Origin of the sequence: Luteimicrobium sp. NPDC057192, from assembly GCF_042670205.1 — a bacterium.
Lineage (GTDB): Bacteria > Actinomycetota > Actinomycetes > Actinomycetales > Cellulomonadaceae > Luteimicrobium.
The window spans coordinates 68,400-92,805 of record NZ_JBHUWD010000006.1 but is presented as its reverse complement, the minus strand read 5'-3'; the positions used below and the strand labels follow the sequence as shown (position 1 = coordinate 92,805).

General features: G+C 74.4%; 22 protein-coding genes and 1 pseudogene. 11 read left to right on the top strand and 12 right to left on the bottom strand.

What is annotated here, in order from left to right; genetic code table 11:
* Positions 1-5 precede the first annotated feature (5 nt).
* Entirely contained in the window at positions 6-1,523 is a 1,518-nt protein-coding gene (locus ACFT5B_RS05085; RefSeq protein WP_386796892.1) for a HEAT repeat domain-containing protein, read from the bottom strand.
* 364 nt (positions 1,524-1,887) lie between these two features.
* Between ACFT5B_RS05085 and ACFT5B_RS05080 the strand changes: the two genes are divergently transcribed.
* From ACFT5B_RS05080 to ACFT5B_RS05040, 9 genes and pseudogenes are all read left to right on the top strand, one after another.
* On the top strand, positions 1,888-2,967 hold the full coding sequence (locus tag ACFT5B_RS05080) for an aromatic ring-hydroxylating dioxygenase subunit alpha (RefSeq protein WP_386796891.1): 1,080 nt from the start codon (positions 1,888-1,890) through the stop codon (positions 2,965-2,967).
* Positions 2,964-3,929, top strand: coding sequence for a PDR/VanB family oxidoreductase (locus ACFT5B_RS05075; protein ID WP_386796890.1), 966 nt, complete (start codon positions 2,964-2,966; stop codon positions 3,927-3,929). The genes ACFT5B_RS05080 and ACFT5B_RS05075 overlap by 4 nt, the downstream gene beginning before the upstream one ends.
* Positions 3,930-3,965: 36 nt before the next feature.
* Positions 3,966-4,592 carry a TIGR00730 family Rossman fold protein gene (locus tag ACFT5B_RS05070; RefSeq protein WP_386796889.1) on the top strand — a complete coding sequence of 209 codons (627 nt, stop codon included), beginning with the start codon at positions 3,966-3,968 and terminating at the stop codon, positions 4,590-4,592.
* Positions 4,589-5,701, top strand: coding sequence for an acetamidase/formamidase family protein (locus tag ACFT5B_RS05065; protein ID WP_386796888.1), 1,113 nt, complete (start codon positions 4,589-4,591; stop codon positions 5,699-5,701). The genes ACFT5B_RS05070 and ACFT5B_RS05065 overlap by 4 nt, the downstream gene beginning before the upstream one ends.
* Positions 5,698-7,305, top strand: a complete 1,608-nt coding sequence (locus ACFT5B_RS05060) for an AtzH-like domain-containing protein (RefSeq protein ID WP_386796887.1) — start codon at positions 5,698-5,700, stop codon at positions 7,303-7,305. Before ACFT5B_RS05065 ends, ACFT5B_RS05060 begins: the two co-directional genes overlap by 4 nt.
* The gene (locus ACFT5B_RS05055; protein WP_386796886.1) at positions 7,302-8,570 is read left to right on the top strand and encodes a pyridoxal-phosphate-dependent aminotransferase family protein; all 1,269 of its coding nucleotides are present in this window, start codon (positions 7,302-7,304) and stop codon (positions 8,568-8,570) included. The genes ACFT5B_RS05060 and ACFT5B_RS05055 overlap by 4 nt, the downstream gene beginning before the upstream one ends.
* Positions 8,567-9,847 carry an allantoate amidohydrolase gene (locus ACFT5B_RS05050; RefSeq protein WP_386796885.1) on the top strand — a complete coding sequence of 427 codons (1,281 nt, stop codon included), beginning with the start codon at positions 8,567-8,569 and terminating at the stop codon, positions 9,845-9,847. The genes ACFT5B_RS05055 and ACFT5B_RS05050 overlap by 4 nt, the downstream gene beginning before the upstream one ends.
* The gene (gene uraD / locus ACFT5B_RS05045) at positions 9,844-10,689 is read left to right on the top strand and encodes a 2-oxo-4-hydroxy-4-carboxy-5-ureidoimidazoline decarboxylase (RefSeq protein ID WP_386796884.1); all 846 of its coding nucleotides are present in this window, start codon (positions 9,844-9,846) and stop codon (positions 10,687-10,689) included. The genes ACFT5B_RS05050 and uraD overlap by 4 nt, the downstream gene beginning before the upstream one ends.
* A gap of 11 nt (positions 10,690-10,700) precedes the next feature.
* Positions 10,701-11,214 (top strand): annotated as a pseudogene (locus tag ACFT5B_RS05040) (DUF664 domain-containing protein).
* A 46-nt stretch (positions 11,215-11,260) separates the two neighbouring features.
* Here the strand turns inward: ACFT5B_RS05040 and ACFT5B_RS05035 are convergent.
* The 10 genes from ACFT5B_RS05035 to ACFT5B_RS04990 form a co-directional block, all read right to left on the bottom strand.
* Positions 11,261-11,743 carry a nucleoside deaminase gene (locus ACFT5B_RS05035; protein ID WP_386796883.1) on the bottom strand — a complete coding sequence of 161 codons (483 nt, stop codon included), beginning with the start codon at positions 11,741-11,743 and terminating at the stop codon, positions 11,261-11,263.
* Positions 11,744-11,808: 65 nt separating this feature from the next.
* Entirely contained in the window at positions 11,809-12,669 is an 861-nt protein-coding gene (gene pucL, locus ACFT5B_RS05030; RefSeq protein ID WP_386796882.1) for a factor-independent urate hydroxylase, read from the bottom strand.
* 23 nt (positions 12,670-12,692) lie between these two features.
* Positions 12,693-14,051, bottom strand: coding sequence for an allantoinase AllB (gene allB / locus ACFT5B_RS05025; protein ID WP_386796949.1), 1,359 nt, complete (start codon positions 14,049-14,051; stop codon positions 12,693-12,695).
* The gene (locus tag ACFT5B_RS05020) at positions 14,051-14,554 is read right to left on the bottom strand and encodes a pyridoxamine 5'-phosphate oxidase family protein (RefSeq protein WP_386796881.1); all 504 of its coding nucleotides are present in this window, start codon (positions 14,552-14,554) and stop codon (positions 14,051-14,053) included. The genes allB and ACFT5B_RS05020 overlap by 1 nt, the downstream gene beginning before the upstream one ends.
* A gap of 83 nt (positions 14,555-14,637) precedes the next feature.
* Positions 14,638-15,426 (bottom strand): creatininase family protein, encoded by a 789-nt coding sequence (locus tag ACFT5B_RS05015; protein ID WP_386796880.1) that lies wholly within the window; start codon positions 15,424-15,426, stop codon positions 14,638-14,640.
* Positions 15,423-16,793, bottom strand: a complete 1,371-nt coding sequence (locus tag ACFT5B_RS05010) for an FAD-binding oxidoreductase (RefSeq protein ID WP_386796879.1) — start codon at positions 16,791-16,793, stop codon at positions 15,423-15,425. Before ACFT5B_RS05010 ends, ACFT5B_RS05015 begins: the two co-directional genes overlap by 4 nt.
* Before the next feature lie 95 nt (positions 16,794-16,888).
* Positions 16,889-18,073 carry an ABC transporter substrate-binding protein gene (locus tag ACFT5B_RS05005; protein ID WP_386796878.1) on the bottom strand — a complete coding sequence of 395 codons (1,185 nt, stop codon included), beginning with the start codon at positions 18,071-18,073 and terminating at the stop codon, positions 16,889-16,891.
* Positions 18,074-18,176: 103 nt separating this feature from the next.
* Complete coding sequence (locus tag ACFT5B_RS05000; protein ID WP_386796877.1) at positions 18,177-19,028, bottom strand: ABC transporter permease; 852 nt, start codon at positions 19,026-19,028, stop codon at positions 18,177-18,179.
* A complete protein-coding gene (locus ACFT5B_RS04995; protein WP_386796876.1) occupies positions 19,028-19,798 on the bottom strand; it encodes an ABC transporter ATP-binding protein in 771 nt (256 codons plus the stop codon). The genes ACFT5B_RS05000 and ACFT5B_RS04995 overlap by 1 nt, the downstream gene beginning before the upstream one ends.
* A 47-nt stretch (positions 19,799-19,845) precedes the next feature.
* Positions 19,846-21,117 (bottom strand): amidohydrolase family protein, encoded by a 1,272-nt coding sequence (locus tag ACFT5B_RS04990; protein ID WP_386796875.1) that lies wholly within the window; start codon positions 21,115-21,117, stop codon positions 19,846-19,848.
* Between the two features lie 185 nt (positions 21,118-21,302).
* Here ACFT5B_RS04990 and ACFT5B_RS04985 point away from each other — a divergent pair, with 185 nt between their 5' ends.
* Both ACFT5B_RS04985 and ACFT5B_RS04980 read left to right on the top strand, forming a co-directional pair.
* Positions 21,303-21,956 (top strand): helix-turn-helix domain-containing protein, encoded by a 654-nt coding sequence (locus ACFT5B_RS04985; RefSeq protein WP_386796874.1) that lies wholly within the window; start codon positions 21,303-21,305, stop codon positions 21,954-21,956.
* A complete protein-coding gene (locus ACFT5B_RS04980) occupies positions 21,953-22,951 on the top strand; it encodes a PDR/VanB family oxidoreductase (RefSeq protein ID WP_386796873.1) in 999 nt (332 codons plus the stop codon). Before ACFT5B_RS04985 ends, ACFT5B_RS04980 begins: the two co-directional genes overlap by 4 nt.
* 3 nt (positions 22,952-22,954) lie before the next feature.
* On the opposite strand, the gene ACFT5B_RS04975 is transcribed toward ACFT5B_RS04980, so the two are convergent.
* Positions 22,955-24,391 (bottom strand): amidohydrolase family protein, encoded by a 1,437-nt coding sequence (locus tag ACFT5B_RS04975; protein ID WP_386796872.1) that lies wholly within the window; start codon positions 24,389-24,391, stop codon positions 22,955-22,957.
* Positions 24,392-24,406: the final 15 nt, after the last annotated feature.

The following is a 24,406-nucleotide window of genomic DNA, read 5'->3' as shown; positions in this document are numbered from 1 at the left end:
TCGGCTCAATCTCGGCGCCGCCTCGCCACCCAGCGCACCGCGCGGTGAAGGACACCTGGGGGTGCCCCGACGGGCGCGACGGCCGGCGTGGTCAGTGGCTCTGCGACCGGGAGTCCCGCCGCGAACGCGATGCCGCGGAACTGGCCCGGTGCGCCCGCAAGAAGCCGTTCGACTCGTGCGCGCTGCTCCTTGCTCGGGTTCCCGGACACCGGAGCCCGAACGACCTCACGTGCGCCCTCGGCATTGGACTCGTCGTCGTCGAAGGTCATCTCGAGGTCGGCGAGCGTCCGGTCCCAGGCGTCACCCACACGTCGCAGCAGATGCCACGCGCGACGACGCGTCTCCGGATCGTGGGACGTGAGCAGGCCCCGCACGGCCGCGTCGACCGCTCGCGGTGGCAACGTGGTGAGCGCATCGGCCGCACGTCGCGCCACGCCGGAGGAGCCGTACTCGACGAGGCGCGCCAGCAGCGGCGCGTCCGCGGGGACGACGTGGCCGACGAGCAGCTCCAGACCCGCTCGGCAGAGCGCAGGCTCCGGTGAGCGGACAAGGCTGAGCAGAGCCCCATGGTCCAGCACGCCACCGCTCTCGACGATGCCGCGGTAGGCGCGCGCTCGGATGACCGGGCTCACGGCGTCGCTGACGATCTCGCGATACGTGGCCTCGGGGTTCCGACCCTTCTCCGACCAGCGGGCGCGGGCCCAGAGCCGCACCAGGAGGGAAGAGTCGGTCAGGAGACGCCGCGCGTCCCGGTCCGGGACCTGGCCGGCGGTCAGGCGAACCAACCCGAGGGCACGACTCTCGGCAGTACCGGCCCGCAGGAGCGCGGACGCGACGACCTCCGGCGACCCGCTGTCCGCGATCACGTGCGTCAGGGTCCTCCGCACGACCTGGTCACGCTCGCGTGGCAGGTCGCGCGCCGCCTCCTCGACGGTCAGGAGCCCGACGCTGGCACTGTGCCGGAACGCGTGACGGTGCACCGCTCGATCGTTGGAGGCACGAAGCGTGCGCCAGACGACCTCCTCGCCGTGCTCGTGGACGAGGGCGGACAGGTAGGGCTCGACGACATCGCCGCCGCGAACGCGACCGCTGAGCGCCCAGAGGATCGGGACGAGGTCGGCCGCCTGACTGAGAGCCGTCCGGCCGAGCACGGCGCGCACCGCTGGTTCACGCACGGCTCCCACGTGATCGTCGACCCGCGCGGCGAGCGCACGATGCGCCAAGGGCGAGCGGTAGAAGTCGAGCCGCGAGACCGCACGCTCGCGTACGTATCCGCTTGGATGCATGCTCGCGATCACCACGGCGACCTCGGGCATGCCCGCGAGACTCTTCTCGGACCATGCCGACGCGGGCCCCAGCACCGACTCGTATGCCAACCGCGCCTCCCCGTCGATCCGCAGGAACTCGGCGGCCGACACGTCGGTCAGCCACCCCTCGAGCTGTTCGAGGGCCTCACGATCGTCGGCGCGCGCGGCGATCACGCCCGCCGCGAGGGCGTCTCGAATCGCGGCGGGACTCAGCACGTCGCCATGGTGGCAGCGGTGTGGGGCGCTGTCGATCGTGCGAGCCGAGCACGGGCCTGCAGTTCGCTGCTCCGCCGGGCGCCCGCCTTCCAGGTGGGGTCTCGCATCCCGCTCCGAACACCCTGTCCCACCGCGGACTCCGCACCGTAACGACACTGAAACAGGCGGTCGTTAGCGTCGCCGTCGAGAGGTGCCGAAGAGTTCCCGGACGAGGAGGCGAGCCCGCATGAATCCCTCGCACCGCCCGTCCTGCTGGAACCGCGGCGCCATTGCCCACGGGCATCCGAGCGTCTGAGCCACCGCCCGCCGTCGTGCGGTCGCCACCGTCTCCGCTCGCTCGTCTCCCCTGCCCGAAGGAGCCCCCGTGTCCTTGCTGACCCCCGACGCACCCGCCGCCGTCGACGCCCGCCCCCCGCTGCCCATGCCCCGCAACCTCACGTTCGACGCGGACGACTGGCGGGTCCTGACCCGGTTCTGGTACCCGGTCGCGAAGAGCGACGAGGTCACCGAGGGCCCGCTCGGCGCGACCCTTCTCGACGTGCCGCTCGTCGTCTACCGCTTCGACGGCGAGGTCGTCGTCGCCGACAACCTGTGCACGCACCGCGGCATGATGCTGAGCCTCGGCGAGGACCAGCGCGACGGCAAGGGCATCAAGTGCCCGTACCACGGCCTGCGTTTCGGGGCCGCCGGCCGGTGCACGTCGATCCCCGCCCACCCGGACGACAAGATCCCGGAACGGATGCACCTGCGCTCCTACGGCGCCGTCGAGCGCTACGGGCTCGTGTGGGCGTGCCTCGCGGCCGCGCCCGGCGACGAGCCGGACATCCCTCCTGTCCCGCACTGGGACGACGCCGGGTTCCAGCAGATCAACTGCCCGTGGATCGACATCGAGGCGTTCGCCGGTCGCCAGGTGGAGGGGTTCCTCGACGTCGCGCACTTCGCCTTCGTGCACGAGAAGTCGTTCGCTGACTCCTCGAACCCGGTCGTGCCGGACTACACGCCCGTCGTGACCGCGGACGGGTTCGAGACCGAGTACTGGTCGAGCATGGGCAACGTGCCGCTCGGGGTCGAGGCCGACATCCCGGACGGCTTCCTCTGGCTCCGGCACTATCGCCTCCACGTGCCCTTCACGGCGAGCCTCGTCGTGCACTTCCCCGAGGGCGCGCGGCTGAGCATGATGAACGCCGCCTCGCCGGTGTCGGCGCGCAGGACCCGGCTGTTCGACGCGCGGTGCCGCAACTTCGACACCGACGGCCCGGTCCAGGACGTCTACGACTTCAACCGCCAGGTCTTCGAGGAGGACAGGGCGATGGTCGAGAACCAGAAGCCCGAGAACCTGCCGCTCGACCCGAAGCTCGAGGTGCACATCCCCGCCGACCGGTCGTCGATCGCCTACCGTCGCGCGCTGCGCGACGTGGCTCTGAGCGCGTTCTTCACGGCATGAGCGCCGGGGAGCTCGTGGACGTCGTCGTCGGGCGCATCACTCCGGACGGCGAGCGCGTCGTGCTCGTCGAGCTGCTCCCGGCGGGCCCGCACCCGTTGCCGCCGTTCGAGGCCGGCGCGCACGTCGACCTGCACGTGGGCGGGTTCGTCCGGCAGTACTCGCTGCTCGGCAGCGACGACGACGCCGGCCGGTACGTCGTGGGCGTCCTGCGCGAGCGTGCGGGGCGCGGCGGCTCGGCGGCGGTCCACGACACGGTGCGGTCGGGCGACCGGCTGCAGGTCTCGGTGCCGCGCAACACGTTCGGGCTCGACCCGGAGGCCGAGCACAGCGTCCTCGTCGCGGGCGGGATCGGGCTGACGCCGCTCGTCGCGATGGCGGAACGCCTGCACCGCGAGGGTCGGTCGTTCGAGCTGCACGTGTTCACCTGGTCGGCCGGGACGCTGCCGCTCGGCGCACACCTCGCCTCGCGCCCGTGGCGCGACCGCGTCGTCACGCACTTCAGCTCCGCCGGCGACAGCTTCCGCGGCAAGGCCCCTGCCGTCGTCCCGAGGCCGCGCCCCGGGCTCGCGCTCTACGTGTGCGGCCCGCTCGGCCTCACCGCGTCGGCGACCGCCTGCGCGTCCGCGCTCGAGTGGCCCCGGGCCGACGTGCACGTCGAGCACTTCGAGCGGTCCGCGCCGGTGGAGACGGGCGGCGACGCGTTCACGGTCGTGGCCGCGTCCACGGGCACCGCGATGGCGGTCGCCGGGGACGAGACGATCGCCGAGGTGCTGCGGCGCCACGGGTACGACGTCGTCCTGTCGTGCGAGCAGGGCATCTGCGGCTCGTGCCTCACGGGCGTCGTGGACGGCGTCCCCGACCATCGCGACGAGGTCCAGACCGTCGACGAGCACGCCGCGAACGCGCAGGTCAACGTCTGCTGCTCGCGCTCGCAGACCCCCACGCTGACCCTGGCCGTCTGAGCGGCGACCTGCCCTCCCGACCCGAGAGAAGGCCCGATGACCGACCCCGCACGCTTCACGCTCACGGTGTTCTGCGGCTCCGCGCCCGGCCACGACCCCCTCTACCGGGCGGCCGCGGTCGAGGTCGGGCACGCGCTCGCCCGGCACGGCATGGACCTCGTCTACGGCGGTGGCCACGTCGGCCTCATGGGTGCCGTCGCGGACGCCGCGCTCCGGGCGGGTGCACACGTCACCGGGGTGATCCCGGCCGCGCTGCAGGCGCGCGAGGCGGTGCACGACGACCTCACCGAGCTCGTCCTCGTCGACAGCATGCACGAGCGCAAGACGATCATGTCCGAGCGCGCGGACGGCTTCCTCGCCCTCCCCGGCGGGCCCGGGACGCTCGAGGAGCTCACGGAGCAGTGGACCTGGGCACAGCTCGGGCTGCACGAGAAGCCCTGCGGCGTCCTCAACGTCGGCGGCTACTTCGACCCGCTGCTCGCGTTCGTCGCGGGCATGCGCGACCGGGGCTTCACGCACCCCCGGTACGTCGACATGCTCGTGGTCGCGGACCAGGTCGACGACGCGCTCGAGCGCCTCCGCTCCTACCGCCCACCCGCACGCTCGCACGCCTCGCCGGGCGCGGAGATGGCGGACCGGATGGCCGCGGCGGTCACGCCGTGAGCGCCGCCACGACGGCCGACGCGACCGTGGCCGGCGTCGCGACCCTGCAGCCGGGGAAGGGCCCCGTCCGGGCACCGGTGTACCTGAGCGCGGAGCCCCGGCACGTCGTGTGGGGCCGGCTCCCGTGCGCCGCCGACGCGCCCGTCCTGACGGTCGACAGCGGCACCGAGGTCACGATCGACACCGTCAGCCACGAAGGTCTGCTCGAGGACCAGGGCCGTGACCCGCTCGCGTTCTTCGCGGCGCACGGTGTCGACGCGGACGACGTCCTCGCGGACGCCGTCGCGCTCGCGGCCTCGCGCCTCGATCGTGACCCCGACGACGACGGCCCGCACGTCGTGACCGGTCCGATCGCCGTGCGCGGGGCCGAGCCGGGCGACGTCCTGACCATGACCGTGGTCGAGACCGTCCCGCGCGTCGCGTACGGCGTCGTCTCGAACCGGCACGGGCGCGGCGCCCTGCCCGGCGAGCTGCCCGAGCGGCCGGGCACGGTGAGCGTGTTCACCCGGCTCGAGGGCGGCGGCCCGGACGGCTACACGCTCCGCATGCCCCGGGGCGCGAGCGGGCGGACCGTCGCGTTCCCGGGCGCCCCGTTCCTCGGGATCATGGGAGTCGCGACGGCGACGGCCGACCGCGCCCACTCCGTCCCGCCCGGCCCGCACGGTGGCAACATCGACATCCGGCTGCTGACCGCGGGCGCCGCCCTCCACCTGCCGGTGCAGGTGCCGGGGGCGCTCGCCTACGTGGGCGACCCTCACTTCGCGCAGGGTGACGGCGAGGTCGCGCTGACTGCCGTCGAAGGCTCGCTCCGCGCGACGGTGCGCTTCGACGTCGTGCCCGCGGCGGTCGCCGCGGAGCGCTTCGGGTTCCTCGACGGCCCGCTCGTCGAGACGCCGACCCACCTCGTGCCGACGGGCCTGGACGAGGACCTCGACGAGGCGGTGCGCCAGTGCGTGCGCCACGCGATCGCGCTGCTCACGGCCCGCTACGGCTTCGACCGCGCGCACGCGCTCGCCTACCTCTCCGCGGCGACCGACTTCGACATCTCCCAGGTCGTCGACCGGGTCAAGGGCGTGCACGCGCGCATCCGGATCGCGGACGTGGCATGACGGTCCCGGCCACGTTCGCGGGCGACCCCGCCCCTGAGGGGCTGCCCGAGGCGTTCCGCGCCTACGAGACGGCGCTCGGGTCCGACGACCTCGCGGCGCTCGACCGGTTGTTCGCCCCCGGGCCGGGCACGCTCCGCGGTGACGCCGCCGGCCTGCTCGTCGGGCACGAGCGGATCTCCGCGTACCGGGCGACACGGGGCGGTGCCCCGGCCCGGACGATCAGCCGGGTGCACGTCCAGCGGGCCACCGACGACGCGGCCCTCGTCGTCGCCGTCACCCGGAACGACGGGGGCGGCGTCGGGCAGCAGACCCAGCTCTGGCGGCGCGGGGCCGCCGGCTGGAAGGTCGCCGCAGCCCACGTGAGCCACACTCCCCCGGCCGCGATCGACGGCTCCGTGTGGCGGGTCGCGGGCACCCCGCTCGTCGCGGGCGCGCCCGACGGGCCGCTGCGCGGGCGGACGGTCGCGGTCAAGGACCTCTTCGCCGTCGCCGGGTACGCGGTGGGGGCCGGCGTGCCCGCGTTCCTCGCCGAGCGCTCGCCAGAGCCGGCCCACGCACCGGCGGTCCGCGCGCTGCTCGACGCGGGCGCGGACGTCGTCGGGATCGCGCGCACGGACGAGCTCGCGTACAGCGTCGCGGGTCGCAACCCGCACTACGGCACGCCCGTGAACCCGGCGGTCCCGGGCGGGCTGCCCGGCGGCTCGTCGAGCGGGCCCGCCACCGCTGTCGCGCTCGGCCAGGCCGACGTCGGGCTCGGGACCGACACCGCGGGCTCGATCCGGGTGCCCGCGTCCTACCAGGGACTTTGGGGCCTGCGGACGACGCACGACGCCGTCTCCCGGGCGGGCCTGGTCCCGCTCGCGCCGCGCTACGACACCGTGGGCTGGCTCGCGCGCGACGCCGCGACCCTGCTCGACGTCGCCTGCGTCGGCCTCGCGGGCGCGCAGCAGCGCGCGGGGGCCGGGCGCCTGGCCGTGGTCGACCTCTGGTCGGCGGGCCTCGACCGGTCCGTGGCCGAGGAGTTCCGGCGGACCGTCGCGGCCCTGACCGCCGCCGGCTTCGACGTCGACCCGGTCGCGGTCGACGTCGGCGACCTGGGCGAGCTGTACGAGGCCTTCCGGGTCACCCAGGCGTACGAGGCGTGGCGGCAGCACGGCCCGTGGGTGACGGCGCACCCGGGAGCGCTCGGCCCCGAGGTCGCAGCGCGGTTCAGGGCCGCGTCGCAGGTGACGGCCGCCGAGGCGGCCGCCGCCGACCGCGCCGTCGCGGAGGCCCGCGAGCGCATCGAGGAGCACGCCGACGGCCGGGTCCTCCTGCTCCCGTCCGCGTCCTCGCCCGCCCCGGACGCCACGGCCCCGGAGGGCGTCGTCGAGGCGAGCCGGACGGCCACGCTCCGGCTCACGTGCCTCGCGGGGATCACCGGCCGCCCCTCGGTCTCGGCACCCCTGATGGGCGTCGACGGCGCACCGGTCGGCCTCGGGTTCGTCGGGATGCGCGACGGCGACCTCGCGACGCTCGCCCTCGCGCAGCAGGTCGCTGGGGCGCTGCGCGCCTCGCGCCGAGAAGACCCCGTGACCGCCCGACCCGACAGGACCGCACCATGACGACCCTCGACACCCGCCCGGAAGCGCCCGCAGCGGCGCCCGAGGCCGTCGACCCTCCCCGCCGCCTCCTCATGGGACCCGGCCCGATCGACGCCGACCCGCGTGTGCTGCGCGCCATGTCAGCGGCGCTCGTCGGGCAGTACGACCCCGTGATGACCGGGTACATGGCGCAGACGCAGGCGCTCTACCGCACCGTCTTCCGAACGACGAACGACGCGACCCTCCTGGTCGACGGCACCTCGCGCGCGGGGATCGAGGCGGCGATCGTCTCGCTGGTGTCGCCAGGCGACCGCGTGCTCGTCCCGGTCTTCGGCCGCTTCGGGCACCTGCTGCGCGAGATCTCGGAGCGTGCGGGCGCCGAGGTGCACGTCGTCGAGCGCGAGTGGGGCACGGTCTTCCCGACGTCGGAGCTCGTGGCGGCCCTCGACGCGACCCGGCCCCACCTCCTCGCCCTGGTCCACGGCGACACCTCGACGACGGTCGCGCAGCCGCTCGAGGAGATCGGCGCCGTCTGCCGCGAGCGCGGCACCCTCCTGTACACGGACGTCACGGCCTCGCTCGGGGGCAACGCGTTCGCGATGGACGACTGGGGCGTCGACGCCGCGACCGCGGGCCTGCAGAAGTGCCTCGGCGGGCCCGCGGGGTCGTCGCCGGTCAGCCTCTCCGACCGGGCCGCTGAGGTGGTCCGACGCCGCACGAGCGTCGAGGCGGGGCTGCGCGACCACCCCGACGACGACACACCGCCGGGGCGCGACCGGATTCGCTCCAACTACCTCGACCTGGGCCAGATCCTGGCGTACTGGGGCCCCGAGCGGCTCAACCACCACACCGAGGCGACGTCGATGCTCTACGCGGCGCACGAGTGCGCGCGCCTGCTCGCCGAGGAGGGCATGGACGCCGCGGTCGCCCGGCACGCCCTGCACGGAGCCGCGATGACGGCCGGGCTCACCGGGCTGGGCCTCACGCTGTTCGGCGACCAGGCGCACCGGATGAACAACGTCGTCGGGGTCGAGATCCCGGACGGCATCGACGGGGAGGCCGCGCGCGCCGCGCTCCTGCGGGACTTCGCGATCGAGATCGGCACGTCGTTCGGGCCGCTCCACGGCCGGATCTGGCGGATCGGCGTCATGGGCTACAACGCGCGGCGGGACACCGTCCTCACGACGCTGGCCGCCCTCGAGCACGTGCTGCGCACGGGCGGGGTGCCGGTCACCGCGGGAGGCGGCGTCGGCGCGGCGCTCGAGCACTACGAGGCGGCGGCATGACGACGACCTCCGCGGCGCGGGACGCGGCGACCACCGCCATTGCCGCCGCCGCCGCGCGGATCATGGCCCGTGCCGACGAGCTCGCGGCGTTCAGCGCCCGCCCGGACGCGCTCGAACGCACCCACCTCACGCCCGAGCACCGTGCAGCGGCCGACCTCGTCGGAGCCTGGATGCGGGGGGCAGGCCTCGTCGTCCACGAGGACGCCGCGGGGAACGTGTGCGGGCGGATCGAGGGCGCGCGCCCTGGTCTGCCCGCGGTGCTCCTGGGCTCGCACCTCGACACCGTCCCCGACGCGGGCCGGTACGACGGCATGCTGGGAGTGCTGCTCGCGATCGAGGTCGCCCGAGGGACCCCGCCCGGCGAGCTGCCCTTCGCGCTCGAGGTCGTCGCGTTCTCGGACGAGGAGGGCACGCGGTTCGGCAGCGCGCTCAGCGGCTCGCGGGCGCTCGCCGGCTCGTGGGTCGAGGACTGGTGGGCCTACGCCGACGCCGACGGGGTGGCGCTCGCCGACGCGTTCCGCGCGTACGGGCTCGACCCGGCCACGGTCGGTGACGCCGCCCGTGCACCGGGATCGGTGCTCGCTTACCTCGAGGCCCACATCGAGCAGGGCCCGGCCCTCGAGGACGCCGACCTGCCGCTCGCGGTCGTGTCCTCGATCGCCGGCGCGCGGCGGTTCGCGCTCACCGTCACCGGGCACGCGGGGCACGCGGGCGGCACCCCCTACGACCGGCGCCGCGACGCCCTGGTCGGGGCCGCGGAGCTCGTCGTCGAGGTCGAGCGGGTCGGCCGGTCGTCGGGCGTCGTCGCGACCGTCGGGCGACTGCAGGCCTTCCCGGGCGGGGTGAACGTGGTCCCCGGGCTCGTCGAGCTGAGCCTCGACCTGCGCGCCGAGGACGACGCCGCGCGCGACGCCGCGTGGGACCGGATCGCGGCGGCCGCCGAGCGGATCGTGGCGGCCCGGGGGCTCCGGTTCGACGCGACCGAGACCTACCGCGCCGACGCCGTCGCGTGCGCCCCCTGGCTGCAGGACGCCGTCCGCGCGGGCGCCTGGGCGGCGGGCGTCGTCGAGCCGCCGACCCTGTGGTCGCGCGCCGGCCACGACGCGATGGTCGTCGCGGGCGTCGCGCCCGTGGGCATGCTGTTCGTGCGCAACGGGAACGGCGGCGTCAGCCACAGTCCCGACGAGATCGTCACCGAGGCGGACGTCGCGGTCGCGCTCGACGCCTTCGCGGCGACCGTCGCGAAGCTCGCCCGGACCTCGGAGGCGGGCTCGTGACCCGACCGCCTGCCCCCCTCACCGCGGACGACCTGCGGGACGCGCTCCCGCCCGTGCTCGCGGTGCGCCGCTGGGCCGACGACGTGCTCGCGGGTGCTCCCTACGCGTCGGTCGACGCGCTCGTCGAGGCGGCGACCGTCGCGGCGGCCCCACTGACCGAGGCCGAGGTCGACGAGGCCCTGGCGGCGCACCCGCGCATCGGCGAGCGCCCGACGGCGACCCACGGCGAGGCCGAGGCACGCTTCTCGCAGGCCGAGCAGGCGTCGTCGGACGCGGACGACGCCGAGCTCGCGGCGCGCCTGGCCGCGGGGAACCGCGCGTACGAGCAGCGGTTCGGCCGGGTCTTCCTGATCCGCGCCGCGCGCCGCACGCGAGCCGAGGTCCTCGCCGAGCTCGAGCGCCGCCTGGACCTCGACGACGACGCCGAGCTCGCGACCGTCGCCGCGCAGCTGCGCGAGATCATGGCGCTGCGGCTGCGCGCGACGTTCGCCCCGAGCCTCGTCACCACGCACGTGCTCGACACCGCGTCGGGCCGCCCGGCGCCGGGGGTGCCGGTCCGTCTCGAGGCGCTCGCCGACGGCGGCCCACGCGAGGTCGGCTCGGGCGTGACCGACGACGACGGCCGGGTCCGCACCCTCGGGCCGGCCACGCTCGCACCGGGCCCGTACCGGCTCACGTTCGACACCGCCGAATACCTGGCCGAGTCCGCCGACGAGGACGGCGGAGCCGGGGCGTTCTTCCCCGAGGTCGCGGTGACCTTTGTCGTCGGGCCGGACGACGCGCACCTGCACGTCCCCCTCCTGCTCAGCCCGTTCGGCTACTCCACCTACCGCGGCAGCTGATTGCCCGGGGGATGCGGGCGCCGCCTGCTCCCCGCCCGGCCCGCTGGTGGACTCGGCCCATGGCCGAGCACCAGCGAGGACGACGCGCGTTCTGGTTGGACCCCGTGGACGACCCCCGCGACCTGGGCGAGCCGCCCGTCGGCGAGCGCGCGACCCTGCAGCAGTACCTCGAGCGCTACCGGACGACGCTCGTCATGAAGTGCGAGGACCTCACCGCGGAGCAGCTGGCGCTGCGGTCGGTCCCGCCGAGCACACTGAGCCTGCTCGGCCTGGTGCGTCACCTGGCGCGGATCGAGCACCACTGGTCCCGACGCGTGCGTGGCCGAGGCCTGGGAGTCCTGGGGACGCGAGGTAGCGCACGCACGCGACGTCCTGGCGCGCTACGACGACCTGGGCGCCCCCTTCGTCCCCGGCGAGCCGTGGGAGGTGCGCGACGTCGTCGTCCATCTGATCGAGGAGTACGCCCGCCACTGCGGGCATGCGGACCTGCGGCGCGAGCGCGTCGACGGCCGCACGGGTCAGTGAGACCCGGCGCACGACCGACCCGTCACGCCCGTGGGGTTCGCCCCCGTCAGTACTCCACGCGCGTCGCGTGGACCGACCAGTGCTCGAAGGGGAGCGTGGACGTCGCGATGCGCAGCGAGGCGACCCGCGGCAGGGTCCAGGTCGCCCGGTCGGTCGCGAGGCGGTCGTAGAACTCGCCGTCGTCGAAGCCGGCGTCAGCCGCGTCGTGCCGGTCCGCCGCGAAGACCACCCGGTCCACGCGAGCCCAGAGCGACGCCGACAGGCACAGCGGGCACGGCTCGCACGAGCTGTACAGCGTGGTCCCGGCGAGGTCGAACGACCCGATCGCGCGCCCGGCGGCGCGCAGCGCGTTGACCTCCGCATGAGCGGTGGGGTCGTTGTCCCGGGTCACGCTGTTCGCCCCTTCGGCGACGAGCGCACCCGCCCGCACCACGACGGCGCCGAACGGCCCGCCGCCGGCCCCCACGTTCGCGACGGCGAGCTCGACGGCGCGGGCGAGCCACGCGGCGTCGTCGGCGGGCCATTGCATGCGCCCCTCGCCCGGCCGCCTCACGTGACGCCCCCCTGCCACGGCCCACTCCGCCTCCACCGCGGTCACCGGGACACCGTCGCCTCGATGAGGCCGTACGGGCGGTCGTCGGCGTGGAAGACCTCGCCGGCGTTCCGCACCTCGGTGTCGAACCGCGAGAAGTCGTAGAGGAAGTGGTGCTTGTTGGGCGCGACGATCGAGATCGACGCGACCTCGGGCACGGCGTCGAGGACAGCCCCGCCGATGTGCCAGAGCGTCTGCTGGAGCGCGAGCGAGTGCAGGGTCGCGAACGTCCCGACGACGGCGGCCCGGATCGCCGCGTAGGCGGCGTCCCAGTCGGGCGGGGTCGCGGAGAACTCCCACGTCGCGTCGATCGCGGTCGCGAGGATCCGGTCCTTGGTCTCCTCGAGCGTCGTGAAGCCGTCGCTGAGGAAGTCGTGGAACTCGCTGCCCGTCGACTTGAGGATGACGAGGTCGCGGATGCCGCCGCCGACGGTCGCCTTCTGCCCCGTCCCCTTGCCGTCGACCGTCACGGTCACCGTCCGGTTCTCCGGCCCGCGGCGCACCCAGGTGTGGTCGTGCTCCTCGCCGTCGACGACGACCCGCTCCCACGCGTCGACCAGCACGTCGACCTGGGCGCCGTGGATCGGGTCGACGTCGTCGACGAAGTGCTTCGCCAGCGCGAGCGCGTACTCCTCGACCGTCCCGCCGCCGTGCTGCTTGGCGTACACGAAGGCCGTGTTCTTCTGGGTGTCCGTGGGCAGCACCTTCGACTGGTCGCCCGTCAGGTAGGCGTCGTCGAACTCGCCGCGCATCGCCGTCGTCACGGTGAGGTCGCGGATCTCGTGCCGCGGGCAGTCGCGGTAGACCCGGACGATGTGGTTCTCGGCCTTGCCGTAGCGGTGGCTCGTGAGGGTGTAGGCCATCTCGGATCCTCTCGGTGGGTGGGTCAGCGGGTCGCGGCGACGGGGACGAGCCCGTCGCGCGAGAGCAGCGCGCCGCGTGGCTCCCCGGCCCGGACGGGGACGCCCGCGAGCCAGGTCTCGCGCACGACGCCGCGCAGCAGCGCGCCGTCGTAGGCGGTCACGGGGTTGCGGTGGAGCAGGCGCGCGGCGTCGACCCGCAGCTCGGCGTCCGGCGCGACCAGCGCGAGGTCCGCGCGCCGACCGGGGACGATCGCCCCGCGGTCGTCGAGCCCGACGAACCGGGCCGTCGCGGTCGCCATCCAGCGGACGACGTGTTCGAGCGGGACGCCGCGCCGGGCGGCGTGCGTCCAGACGGCCGCGAGCCCGAGCTGCAGCCCGGCGATCCCGCCCCAGGCCGCGCCGAAGTCGCCTCCGCCCGCGGTCTTGAGCTCGACGGTCGACGGCGAGTGGTCGGTCACGACGAGGTCGATCGTGCCGTCGTCGAGGGCCTCCCACAGGAGGTCCTGGTTGCGGGAGTCCCGGATCGGCGGCGCGCACTTGAACCGCGTCGCGCCGTCGGGGACGTCATCGTCGGCGAAGGTGAGGTAGTGCGGGCACGTCTCGGCCGTGATCCGCAGCCCCTCGGCCTTCGCGGCCCGCAGGACGGGCAGCACCTGCGCGCTCGAGACGTGCAGGACGTGCGCGCGACCGCCCGTGCGCCGGACCCCCGCGACGACGTGCTCGACGGCGGCGACCTCGGCCGCGTCGGGGCGCGACGCGAGGTAACCCGCGTAGTGCCGGCCGCCGCCGTACCCGTGCGGCAGGGCGTCGGGGTCCTCGGCGTGCACGATGAGCAGTCCGTCGAAGGCGGCGAGCTCGTCGAGGGCCGCGTCGAGCTGCCCACGGTCGAGGTGCGGGAACTCGTCGACCCCGCTGGGCGCGAGGAAGCACTTGAAGCCGAACACGCCGGCGTCGTGGAGCTCGCGCAGGTGCCCGAGGCTCGCGGGCACGGCCCCGCCCCAGAACCCGACGTCCACGGACACCGCCCGGTCGGCGGCCGCCCGCTTGACCGCGAGCGCCTCGGGCGAGACGGTCGGCGGGACGGAGTTCAGGGGCATGTCGACGATGGTCGTGACGCCGCCGGCCGCGGCCGCGGCGGTGGCCGTGGCGAAGCCTTCCCACTCCGTGCGGCCGGGCTCGTTGACGTGGACGTGGGTGTCGACGAGGCCGGGGACGAGCACCTCGTCGGGCGCGAGGACGCGCTCGTCGAGCGCGGGGAGCGGAGCGTGGTGCTCGGCGACGACGGCGATCCGGCCGCCCGCGACGCCGACGGCCGCGTGCGGTTCGCCGTCGGGGAGCACGACGCGGCCCCGGAACACCAGGTCGAGGACGTCGCCGGGCATCAGCCGGCCCACCGTTCGCTCGTCCACTCGCCCGACTTCCGGTCGAGCTCGTACGCGACCCGCGTGCTGGGACCGTCGTCGTCGCCCTGCCAGAGCACGACCCGCACGGGCGTGATCGCGTAGCCCCGCCACGTCGGGGGCGGGTCGAGCGGAGCCGGGTGGGCGGCGTCGAACGCCGCCCACCGTGCCCGGCGCTCGCCGGGGTCGAGCTGCGCCGTCCCGACGTCGTTGAGCCACGCGAGCAGCTGGAGGTAGCGGCTGCGGGCCCGGTAGGCAGCGAGCGCCTCCGCCGCGGTGACGGGCGCGACGTCCCCCGTGACCACGACCTGGCGGGCCGCCTCGAGCTGGAGCACGGTGACGGTGGCGCGCGGGTCGACGCCGAGCTCGACGGCCTTGCGCGAGCGCGAGTCCGTGTGGAAGTGCACCCGGGCGCCGTCGAACAGCGACAGCAGCACGGTCCGCGCGGCGGGGTACCCGTCGACGCCCGTCGTGGACAGCGTCATGACCGGCGTCTCGCCGGAGCAGGGGGCGGGGAGCCACTCCGCCAGGAGGGGGAACGGGTCCGCCGGGGGCTCCGCGAACGCGGTCACGGGCGCCGCACCGGGTCGAAGGCCGCGATCTCCCGCAGCGCGGCCACGGCCTGCTCGACGGACGCGTCCCACAGGAGCTTTCCGTACTCGGCGGTGGCTTGGGTCGGGTCGCCGACGACGCCGGGCGTCCCGAAGTCGTCCGAGAGCCACCCGAAGCTCACGGACTTCCCGTTGAAGCCGACGTGCTCGAGGTCGGCGAGGTGCTCCGGGACCCAGCGCTCCGCGACGGACAGGTCGACGAGATGGGGCCGCAGGTGCAGGATGATCGACGTCTCCGCGGCCCCGCCGTGGATCCCGAGCCCGCGCTCGTCCTCGCCCTCGCCGTGCGGCGGGTCGGTCCGCGTGAGGGTCGGCATGAGGAACGTCCGCAGCCCGTAGAGGCGGCGGATCTCCCGCAGCGCGACCTGGAGCAGCGCGACGTTGCCGCCGTGCCCGTTCGCGAACACGAGCGTGCCCGCCCCCATCGTCGCGACCGACCGGCCGACCTGCACGACGGTGTCGAACATCGTCATGGCGTCGAGCCAGACGGTGCCGGGTGCCCAGCTGTGCTCGTCCGACTTGGTGAACGCGATCGTCGGAAGGGCCCACACGTCGAGCCCGCCCGTGGCGGCGGCCTCGACCGCGGCGTTCCCGATCTCGTCGGCCAGCAGGTAGTCGGTCTGGAGCGGCAGGTGCGGGCCGTGGTGCTCGATCGCCCCCGTGGGCTGGACGACGATCGTGTCCTTCGTGAACCGTCCGGCGAGGGTCGGGCCTGGGAGCTCGACCAGCCGGCGCGTGCCGCTCACTTGCCGAACCCCGGGATCGCGGCCGCTGGCTGCGCGGAGGCCGTCGCGTCGCCGACGGCGAGGCCCTCGGGAGTCCCGAGCTTGCCGGGGTTGAGAAGGCCGTCCGGGTCGGTGGTGGCCTTGAGCGCGAGGAGCTCCTCGACGCCGTGGTCCACGTAGTACTGGTGCGGGCTGTGCACCCGGACGCCGAGCTCCTGGAGCCTCGGGTAGCCCGCGTAGACGTCGTCCGCGCCGGTGTAGGGCGCGGTCAGCATCCCGATCGGGAACCGGTGGGCGGCCTCGATGTGCAGCATGCCGCCCGGGTAGACCGCGTGGACCTCGTCGATCGCGTCGACGAGGGCCTCTCCCCCGACCTCGACGTGGAAGTAGACGGTGTCCGGCTCGTTCTTCTTGAGCCACCAGATCGGGTGGTTGTAGGAGAGCATCGAGACCTTGAGGGTCTGCTGCGCGCCCTCGCGGACGTCGGTGATCGCGCCCCCGGACGCCTCGACCAGGGCGGTGGCCTCCGCGAGGGTGCTCACGTCGAGGATCGCGCGCAGCGACGCCTTGCCCTTCACGATCGCCGGGTCGGCCGGGAGCCGGTCGGAGACGAACGGGAGGTCCGCGCTCACGAGGCGGGGCGCGGGGTCGAGGCCCCGCAGCGCCCGCACGGCCGCGAGCGCGCCGCCGAAGTCGTCGAAGCTCGCGTAGACCGCGCGCCAGTCCTGCAGCGGTTCGAGCCGGACGGTGGCGCGGGCGATCACGCCCGCCGTCCCGTACGTGTGGACGAAGGTCTGCGCCTCCTCGCCCTCGACGTGCCGCAGGACGCCCTCGTCGCCGGGGAGCGCGACGTCGAGGGCGGTGACGAAGCCCTCCCAGTTCGACCCGTGCGAGATCGAGCCGGTCCCCCCGGACCCGCCGGAGAGGAACCCGCCGAGCGTGGACTGCGCCGTCGACGGGTACATCCACAGCTGCTGCCCGGCGGCGTTCGCGGCCTGCTCGAGCGCGACCATCGAGGCACCCGCCTCGGCGGTCACGTAGCCGTCGCCGACCTCCACGACGGCGCGCGCCCGGGACGTGTCGAGCACGAGCCCACCCTGCAGCGGGATGCCCTGGCCGTAGTTGCCGGTGCCCTTGCCGCGCGTCGTGACGGGCACGCCGTGCCGGGCCGCGGCGGCCAGCACCCGGGCGATCTGGTCGGCGCCCGTCGGGTACGCGACGAGGTCCGCCAGCCCGAGCGGCAGCTGCTCGCTGAGGATCGGGCTCATGGTCGCCTCGTCGACCGACGCGCGGGCGCGGGTCCGCTCGTCGTCGGTCACGCCACGCTCGCCGAGGGCGGCGACCAGCTCGGCGCGCAGGGCGGCGAGCGACTCGGGTGTTGCGGTCATGGGAGGTCTCCTTCGGTGGGGCACGGGCTGCCGGACGACGCGTGGGCGCCGGTGGTCCGGGACCGCGGGGCCGAGCGCCCCGCGGTCCGGGCCGGTCAGAAGCCGATCGAGGTGTCGAGGAACTCGTTGGTGAACAGGTCGTCGGCCTTGAGCCCGGACTTCACGTGCCCGCCGCTCTTGCTGAAGATCGGCACCGCGACCTTCATGAGGTCGTTCACTCGGGTCTCGGTCATGTCGCCGACGTAGTCGTTGTCACCGTTCGTGGCGATGTCGAGGGACCGCATCTGCTTGGCCGCGAAGGCCCCGACCTCGGCGTCGTACGTCCAGCCGTTGTTGTAGGCGCCCACGAGCTTGACGATGAGTTCGTTGGTCGGCGCCGGGTCCTTGAAGTAGTCGACGTCGGCCTGCTGCATCACGGGGACGAGCGCCTTGAGGCACGGGGTGAGCTTCGTCAGGTCACCGCTGCGCACCGACATGGACTCGGGGTAGGGCGACCAGCCGGTGTCGGCGATGAGCTGGTACTGCACCGGCTTGGCCCACGCGCCGACCTCGTGCTCGTACACGTACGGCTCGGCGGTCGCGAAACCCTGCTGCCCGTCCTTGCCCTTGGCGGTGACGAACTTCGCGGGGGTGCCGTCGTAGGAGCCGTCCGTCGTGGCCTTCGGGAGGATCCCCGACTCGGTCAGGTAGGTCATGTAGGCGGCGCCGTTGAAGTAGCGCACCACGCCGCCGTCCTTGTCGAGCGCCTTGCCCAGGTCGGCGATCGTCTTGACGTCCGGGTACGTCTTCGGGTCCCACATGACGACCATGGGGGACTTGTCGTTCTCGGCGAACACGGCCTTCGTGGGCAGGCTCCCCGAGAACTCGATCGCCTCGTCGGTCGAGACGTAGCCCAGGGTGATGCCCTTGTCCTGGTACATCTGGGCGCTGACCGTCGAGTAGCCGATCGCGGGGCCGCCGGCACGGACCTCGAGCTTGACGCCCGTGGGCTTGCCGTTCGCGTAGAGGTCCCCCGTCACCGACTTCTTCTCGGTGTCGATCGACGGGTTCGGGCCGAGCAGCTGGTAGAGGTGCGCGTGGTCGGCCTCGGGGTTCCAGTCCGTCTGCACGACGACGGTCGCCGGGCACACGCCCGACAGGTCCACGGCGGGCCCGGTCACGGCCGCGGACGACGTCGCGCCCGTGGTCGAGCCGCTGGAACCGCCGCTGCAGCCCGCCAGCGCGACGGCAGCCGCTGCGGCGACGGACGACCAGGCGACGATGCGGTTTCGGGTGCGCATAGGTGCTCCGTTTCAGGGGTCGGGAAAGACACGTGGGTGGGCGGGGAGGTGGTGGAACCGGCGGCCGCGGCGCGGCGCCGTGGGTCAGCGGGGCCGGGCGGGCTCAGCTGAAGTCGTACCAACGGCCGACGGCGAGGCGCCCGAGCAGGCCGAAGAGGAGGAAGACGACGACGCCCAGGAGCGACGCGACGATGATCGTGGCGTAGAGCTCGGGGCCCATGAGCCGCGACGCGGTGACCTGGATGAGCACGCCCAGGCCCGGGTTGCCCCGCTGGAAGAACTGGTCGCCGACGATCGCGCCGATCACGGACAGGCCGGCCGAGGTGCGCAGGCCGACGAAGATCGACGGGAGCGCCGCCGGGAGCTGGAGCTTGGCGAGGCGCGTCCCGCGGCCCGCCCCCTGGAGCTGGAACAGCTCGCGCTGGCCCTTGTCCGTGGACTGCAGCCCGAACAGCGTGTTCGACACCATCGGGAAGAGCGCGATCATCACGGTGACGATCACCCGGGACGGGAAGCCGTAGCCGAACAGGGCGCCGATGAGCGGGACCAGCGCCAGGATCGGGACGCACTGGAGCACGACGGCGTACGGGTAGAGGGACCGCTCGAGCCACCGGGCCTGCGACATCACCACCGCCCACGCGACCCCGAGGACGATCGCGATCGCGAGCCCGGTCAGGGCGACGGTAGTCGAGCGCCCGAGCGCCTGCCACAGCTCCTGGTTGAACGTCGGCTGCGTCGGGTCGTCCACCAGGGCCTGGAGGACGAGGTGCGGGTAGGGCACGAGGAACGCGAGGCCCTTGGACTTGTCGTAGTAGGCGGCGACGAGCCACCAGACCCCGACGAGCAGGGCGAGCACGACCACCGGCTGCCACCACGTGGCGGGGGTGCGCTTCTTCGTCCGCCGTACGGCGACCCGCGCGACGCGGGCCTGAGTGACTTCCTGCAGCGTGACCATCAGCGGTGTCCTTCCCGGAGGGCGCGAGAGACCTCGCCCACGAGCTCGGCGAACTCGGGGCTGAAGCGGATGTCGGGGTCGCGGGGCATCGGGAAGGGCACGTCGAACGTGCGGACGACCGTGCCCGGGCGACCCGACATGACGACGACCTTCGTCGACAGGTAGACCGCCTCCGAGACCGAGTGCGTGATGAAGAGGCCCGCGAACTGCTGCTCGACGAACAGCCGCAGGAGCTCGTCGTTGAGGCGCTCGCGGGTGATCTCGTCGAGCGCGCCGAACGGCTCGTCGAAGAGGAACAGCTCGGGGTCGAGGGTGAGCGAGCGGGCGAGCGACGTGCGCATCCGCATGCCGCCCGACAGCTGCTTGGGCAGGTGCTTCTCGAACCCGGTGAGGCCGACGAGCTCGATCGCCCGGTCCGCCTTGGCGCGGCGGCCCTGCTTGCCCTGGCCGTTCAGCTCGGCGAGCAGCTCGACGTTGTCCTGGACGGAGCGCCAGGGCAGGAGGGTCGCGTCCTGGAAGACGTACCCGATGCGGGACGCATCCACCTGGGCGACGCCGTGGGACGCGCTCTCGAGGCCGGACGCGATGCGCAGGAGCGTCGACTTGCCGCACCCCGAGGGGCCGACGACGGAGACGAACTCGCCCCGGTCGACCGTGAGGTGCACGCCGCGCAGCGCGACGGTGCCGTCGGGGAACGTCATCTCGACGTCGTGGAAGTCGAGCAGGGTGCTGGTCACCGTCTCGGTGAGGGGTGCGGTTGCGGTGGACACGGGTACCTCTTCCTGGGCTCGGGCGGTCGGGGGGTCGGCGTGCCGGGTCAGCCGACGGGTACCGGTGCGGGGACGCCGGCTGCCGCGATGGTGGTGGTGAGCGTGGTGCGGGCGACGACGCACCCGCCGTGGACGACCACCCGGTCTGCGGACGCCCCGGCCACGACGTCGGCGAGGCTCTCGCCCCGCACGGCGAGCAGCTCGGCCCGTGCGCCGGGCCGCGGACCCGCGGCGGGCAGCCCGAGGACGTCGCGTGCGCCGTCGGACACGAGCGAGTACGCCTCCGCGGGCGACAGGTGGCCCGCGGTGACGACCAGCGAGGCGGTCTCCAGGGCGTCCCCACGGCCGACGGGGTTGAACGGGTCGCGGACGTTGTCGGCGCCGGCCGCGACGCGGACGCCGGCATCGAGCAGGCTCCGGAGCGCCGTGAGACCGCGCGGCGTGCCCACGGGGACGTCCCAGCCCTGGAGGTACAGGTTGGTGATCGGGAGGCTGATGATGCCGAGGTCCGACGCGACCACCTCGGCGATCACCCGGTCGCGCTCGGCCTCGGGCAGCGTTCCCAGGCGGACGCAGTGCCCCGCGGAGTACTGGCGGTCGCGGGGCCAGTCGCGCACCGCCATCGCGTACGCGTCGAGGGTGACAGGGCCGTCGAGGCTCTCGTCGGTGTGCAGGTCGACGGGGAGCTTGCGGCGGCCGGCGATCGCGAGGAGCCGGTCGAGGTCGGCGAGGGGATCGTCCGCGAGGTGCGGCGCCCCGCCGACGACGTCGACCCCCAGGTCGAGCACCGCCTCGACGTGCTCGTCCGGGCAGTGCGGGCCGGCGAGCGCGACGAGCTCGAGGTCGAGGAGACCAGCCAGCTCGTCGCGGACGGCCACCAGGGCCCGGGCGCCGCGCGTGGCCTCCTCGACCGTCGCGGTGCCGTCGCCGCTGAGGACGTCGACGTGGGTGCGGACCGCAGTCGTGCCGCTCGCGAGCATCTGGAGGACCTGGGCACGGGCACGGTCGGCGATCGACTCGACGCTCATCGTCCCGGCGTAGGTGCGCCAGGCGTCGATCGCGGAGCCCAGGTCGCCGAGGGGCGGTGCGGCGAGCTCGAAGCTGCGCGCCTTGTCGAGGTGGGCGTGCGGCTCGGCGGGCGCCGTGAGGAGCACGTAGCCCGCGAGGTCCAGGACCTCGCCGTCGGCGGCCGCGACGCCCTCGCCGGCCGGCACGACCTGGCTCACGACCGGGCCGTCGAGCACGACGTCCGCGGTGCTGTTATCGGCCAGCGTGGCGCCGCGGAGCAGCGAGACGGGGCGAGGTGGCTGTGCGCTCACGACGGTCCTCCCGAGGTCGGTGACGGCTGGACGTCACACCGTCGTGGCGGCCCGTGGATGTTGATGGGATCAACATCGAGGACGCTACGGAGCACTCGTTTCCGCCGCGTAACGCGTCGGGCCGCCCGTGTAAAGAGTGGTCGACAGCTCGGCCCGCACGGAGACGGGGCGGTTACGGTCCAGGCATGACCCCCATCGCCAGGCCTGCCGTCCCCCTCGCGGGAGGCGTCGTCGACGACCAGGCGCAGCGGGTCGGCGCGCGGATCCGGACGCTCCGTCGGGGACACGGCCTGACCCTCATCCAGGTCGCCGAGCGCACGGGCCTGTCGCACTCGTTCCTCAGCCAGCTCGAGCGAGGGCACGCACGCCCGAGCATGGTCTCGCTCGAGCGGATCGCCCGGGCGCTGGGCACCAGCCAGGTCGAGCTCCTGGCCGCGGGCGACCCCGGCCAGTCCGAGGTCGACGACCAGCGGCCGCGCGTCCTGCGATCGACCGAAGGGGCCCGTGGGCCGTTCTCGCAGGGCGAGGCCCGCCTCCTCGTCCGTGGCGCGCGGGCGTTCGAGCCGCTCGAGTGGGTCGGCGCCAACACCGACCCGGGCGACTACTACGTCCACGCCGAGGACGAGTTCCTCTACGTGGTCGAGGGCGACGTCCTGCTGGACCTGGCCGAGGAGGGCACGGCGCGGTTGGGCCCCGGCGACTCGGCCTACTACCGCGGCGGCAGCCCGCACCGCTGGCGCTCGGCCGACGGTTCGCAGTTCCGGATGGTCGTCGTCAAGCAGAAGCCGCAGCTCCCCCCACCACCGACCCGCCGCCGACGCGACAGGAGCCACCCGTGAGCGCACCCGACACCACCCACCGCGTCGTCGTCGTCGCCAAGGACCCTCTCGCACCGGACGTCGTCGCGCTCACACTGGCCGCCGCCGACGGGTCTCCTCTGCCGACCTCCGAGCCGGGGGCGCACGTCGACCTGACGCTGCCGGGCGCCCGGGCGGAGGGCGGGCGCGCGGGCGGCGTCGTCGAGCGCCAGTACTCCCTGTGTGGCGCGACGGACGCGCGGACCTGGACCGTGGCCGTCCTGCGCGAGCGCGCGGGGCGCGGGGGCTCGGCGTGGGTGCACGACGAGCTCCGCGTCGGCGACGAGCTCACGGCACGCGGGCCGCGCAACCACTTCGCGTTCGACGCCGCCGCACCGGCCGTCTTCGTCGCCGGCGGCATCGGGATCACTCCCGTCCTGCCGATGGTCGCCGCCGCGGAGGGGGCCGGCGCCGACTGGGTGCTCCACTACGCGGGCTCGAGCCGGTCCCGCATGGCCTTCGCGGACGAGCTGGCCGCGAAGCACCCGGACCGCGTGCACCTGCACGTGGCGGACGAGGGCGGTCGCGCCGACCTCGACGCGCTGCTCGGCGAGCCGGGACGCTTCCCCGCCGGGGCTCAGGTCTACTGCTGCGGGCCCGGCCGGCTCATGGCGGGCGTCGAGGACGCGGTGCGCGGGTGGCCGCACGGCTCGCTCCATCTCGAGCGCTTCGAGCCGAAGGACACGGGGCCCGTCGACGGCGGCACCGCCTTCGAGGTCGAGCTCGAGCTCTCGGGGACCACGCTCACCGTGCTGCCCGGCCGCACGATCCTCGAGACCGTCGAGGAGGCGGGCGTGCTCGTGCTCTCGTCGTGCCGCGAGGGCACGTGCGGCACCTGCGAGACGCCGATCGTCGCGGGCGAGGCCGACCACCGGGACTCCGTGCTGAGCCCCGACGAGCAGTCCGAGAACCGCACGATGATGCTGTGCGTGTCGCGCGCGGCGGCGGGCTGCCCGCGCCTCGTGCTCGAGCTCTGAGCGTCAGAACCGCTCGGTCCCGTCCAGGGGCCCGCCCGTGAGGGCCGACAGCCGGCCCAGGCCCGCCTCGGCGACGAGCCGCTCCGCGACGGGGCGTGCGGCCCGCACGGCCTCGGCCGGGTCCACCCGGACGACGTCGCCGTCCGCGACGCTCGGCTCGCCGTCCACCCAGACCTCCTTGACCTCGCGCGAGCCCGCGACGAACACGACCGCCTGGTAGGGGTCGTGGACGTTCGCGAGCGCGGGCGAGTCGCCGTCGAGCACCACGACGTCGGCCTTCTTGCCGGGCTCGAGCGACCCGACGGCTTCGTCCATGCGGAGCGCTCGGGCGCCGCCGATCGTCGCCATCTCGAAGGCCTCGCGCGCCGACATCGCGGTCGCCCGGAGCTCGCGCGTGCGGGCGAGCAGGGCAGCGGCCTTCATGGCCTGCAGGTAGTCCTGGGCGTCGTTGGACGCGGGCCCGTCGACGCCGATGCCCACGTCCACCCCGAGTGCCCGCAGCTCCGCCACGGGCGCGATCCCGCTCGCGAGAATCATGTTCGCGACAGGGTTGTGGGCGACGCCCACGCGGTGCTCGGCCAGGAGGGCTCGGTCGTCGCGGTCGACCCAGACGCAGTGCGCGGCGATCGTCGGGACGGAGAACAGTCCCTCGTGCGCGCAGTGCGCGACGGGCGTCCGCCCGGTCCGCTGGAAGGTGGCCGTGACCTCCTCGCGCACCTCCTGCAGGTGGATGTGCACCCCGGCGCCGTGCTCGGCGGCGTAGGCGACGGACCTCTCGAGCGCCTCAGGCGTCTGCCGCCCGACGACGGAGATCCCGACACGGAACGTCGACAGCCGGCTGCCCTCGGCGGCACCGCGCAGGGCGTCCCACTCGCGGGCGATCGCGTCGAACCCGAAGTCGCGGTCGGCGTCGCCGGACCCGAACGACACGACGCCCCGCAGCCCGACCTCGTCGAGCGCCCGGACCACCCCTGGCGTGACCGGCGCCCCGGTCCCGGGGTCGGAGCAGAACATGTCGTTGGCCGTGGTGACGCCGCTGCGCAGGAGCTGGATCGCCTGGAGGGTCGTGCCCGCGTGGGCGGCGGCGTCGTGCATGACCGGGTTGACCTTGTCGATCAGCGCATGGAGCCACTCCCACAGCGTGTACTGCGAGGCGATGCCCGTGACGAGGCCCTCGGAGAAGTGGCCGTGGGTGTTGACGAAGCCGGGCGTGACCACGTCGTGCGGGCCGCCGCGCACGGCGGCGCCCGGGTGGCGGGCGGACAGGTCCGCCCACGTCCCGACCTCCGCCACGCGGTCGCCCTGCAGCAGCACGGCGCCGTCGCGCACGACGGCGGGGGTGGCGGCCCCGTCGGGGGCGGCGGTCAGCACCCAGCGCCCGCGGACGAGCGTCGACGGGGTGCGGGAGGGACGAGGGTCCGGCGTCGTCTCGTGCGTCATGGCCGGGACGGTACG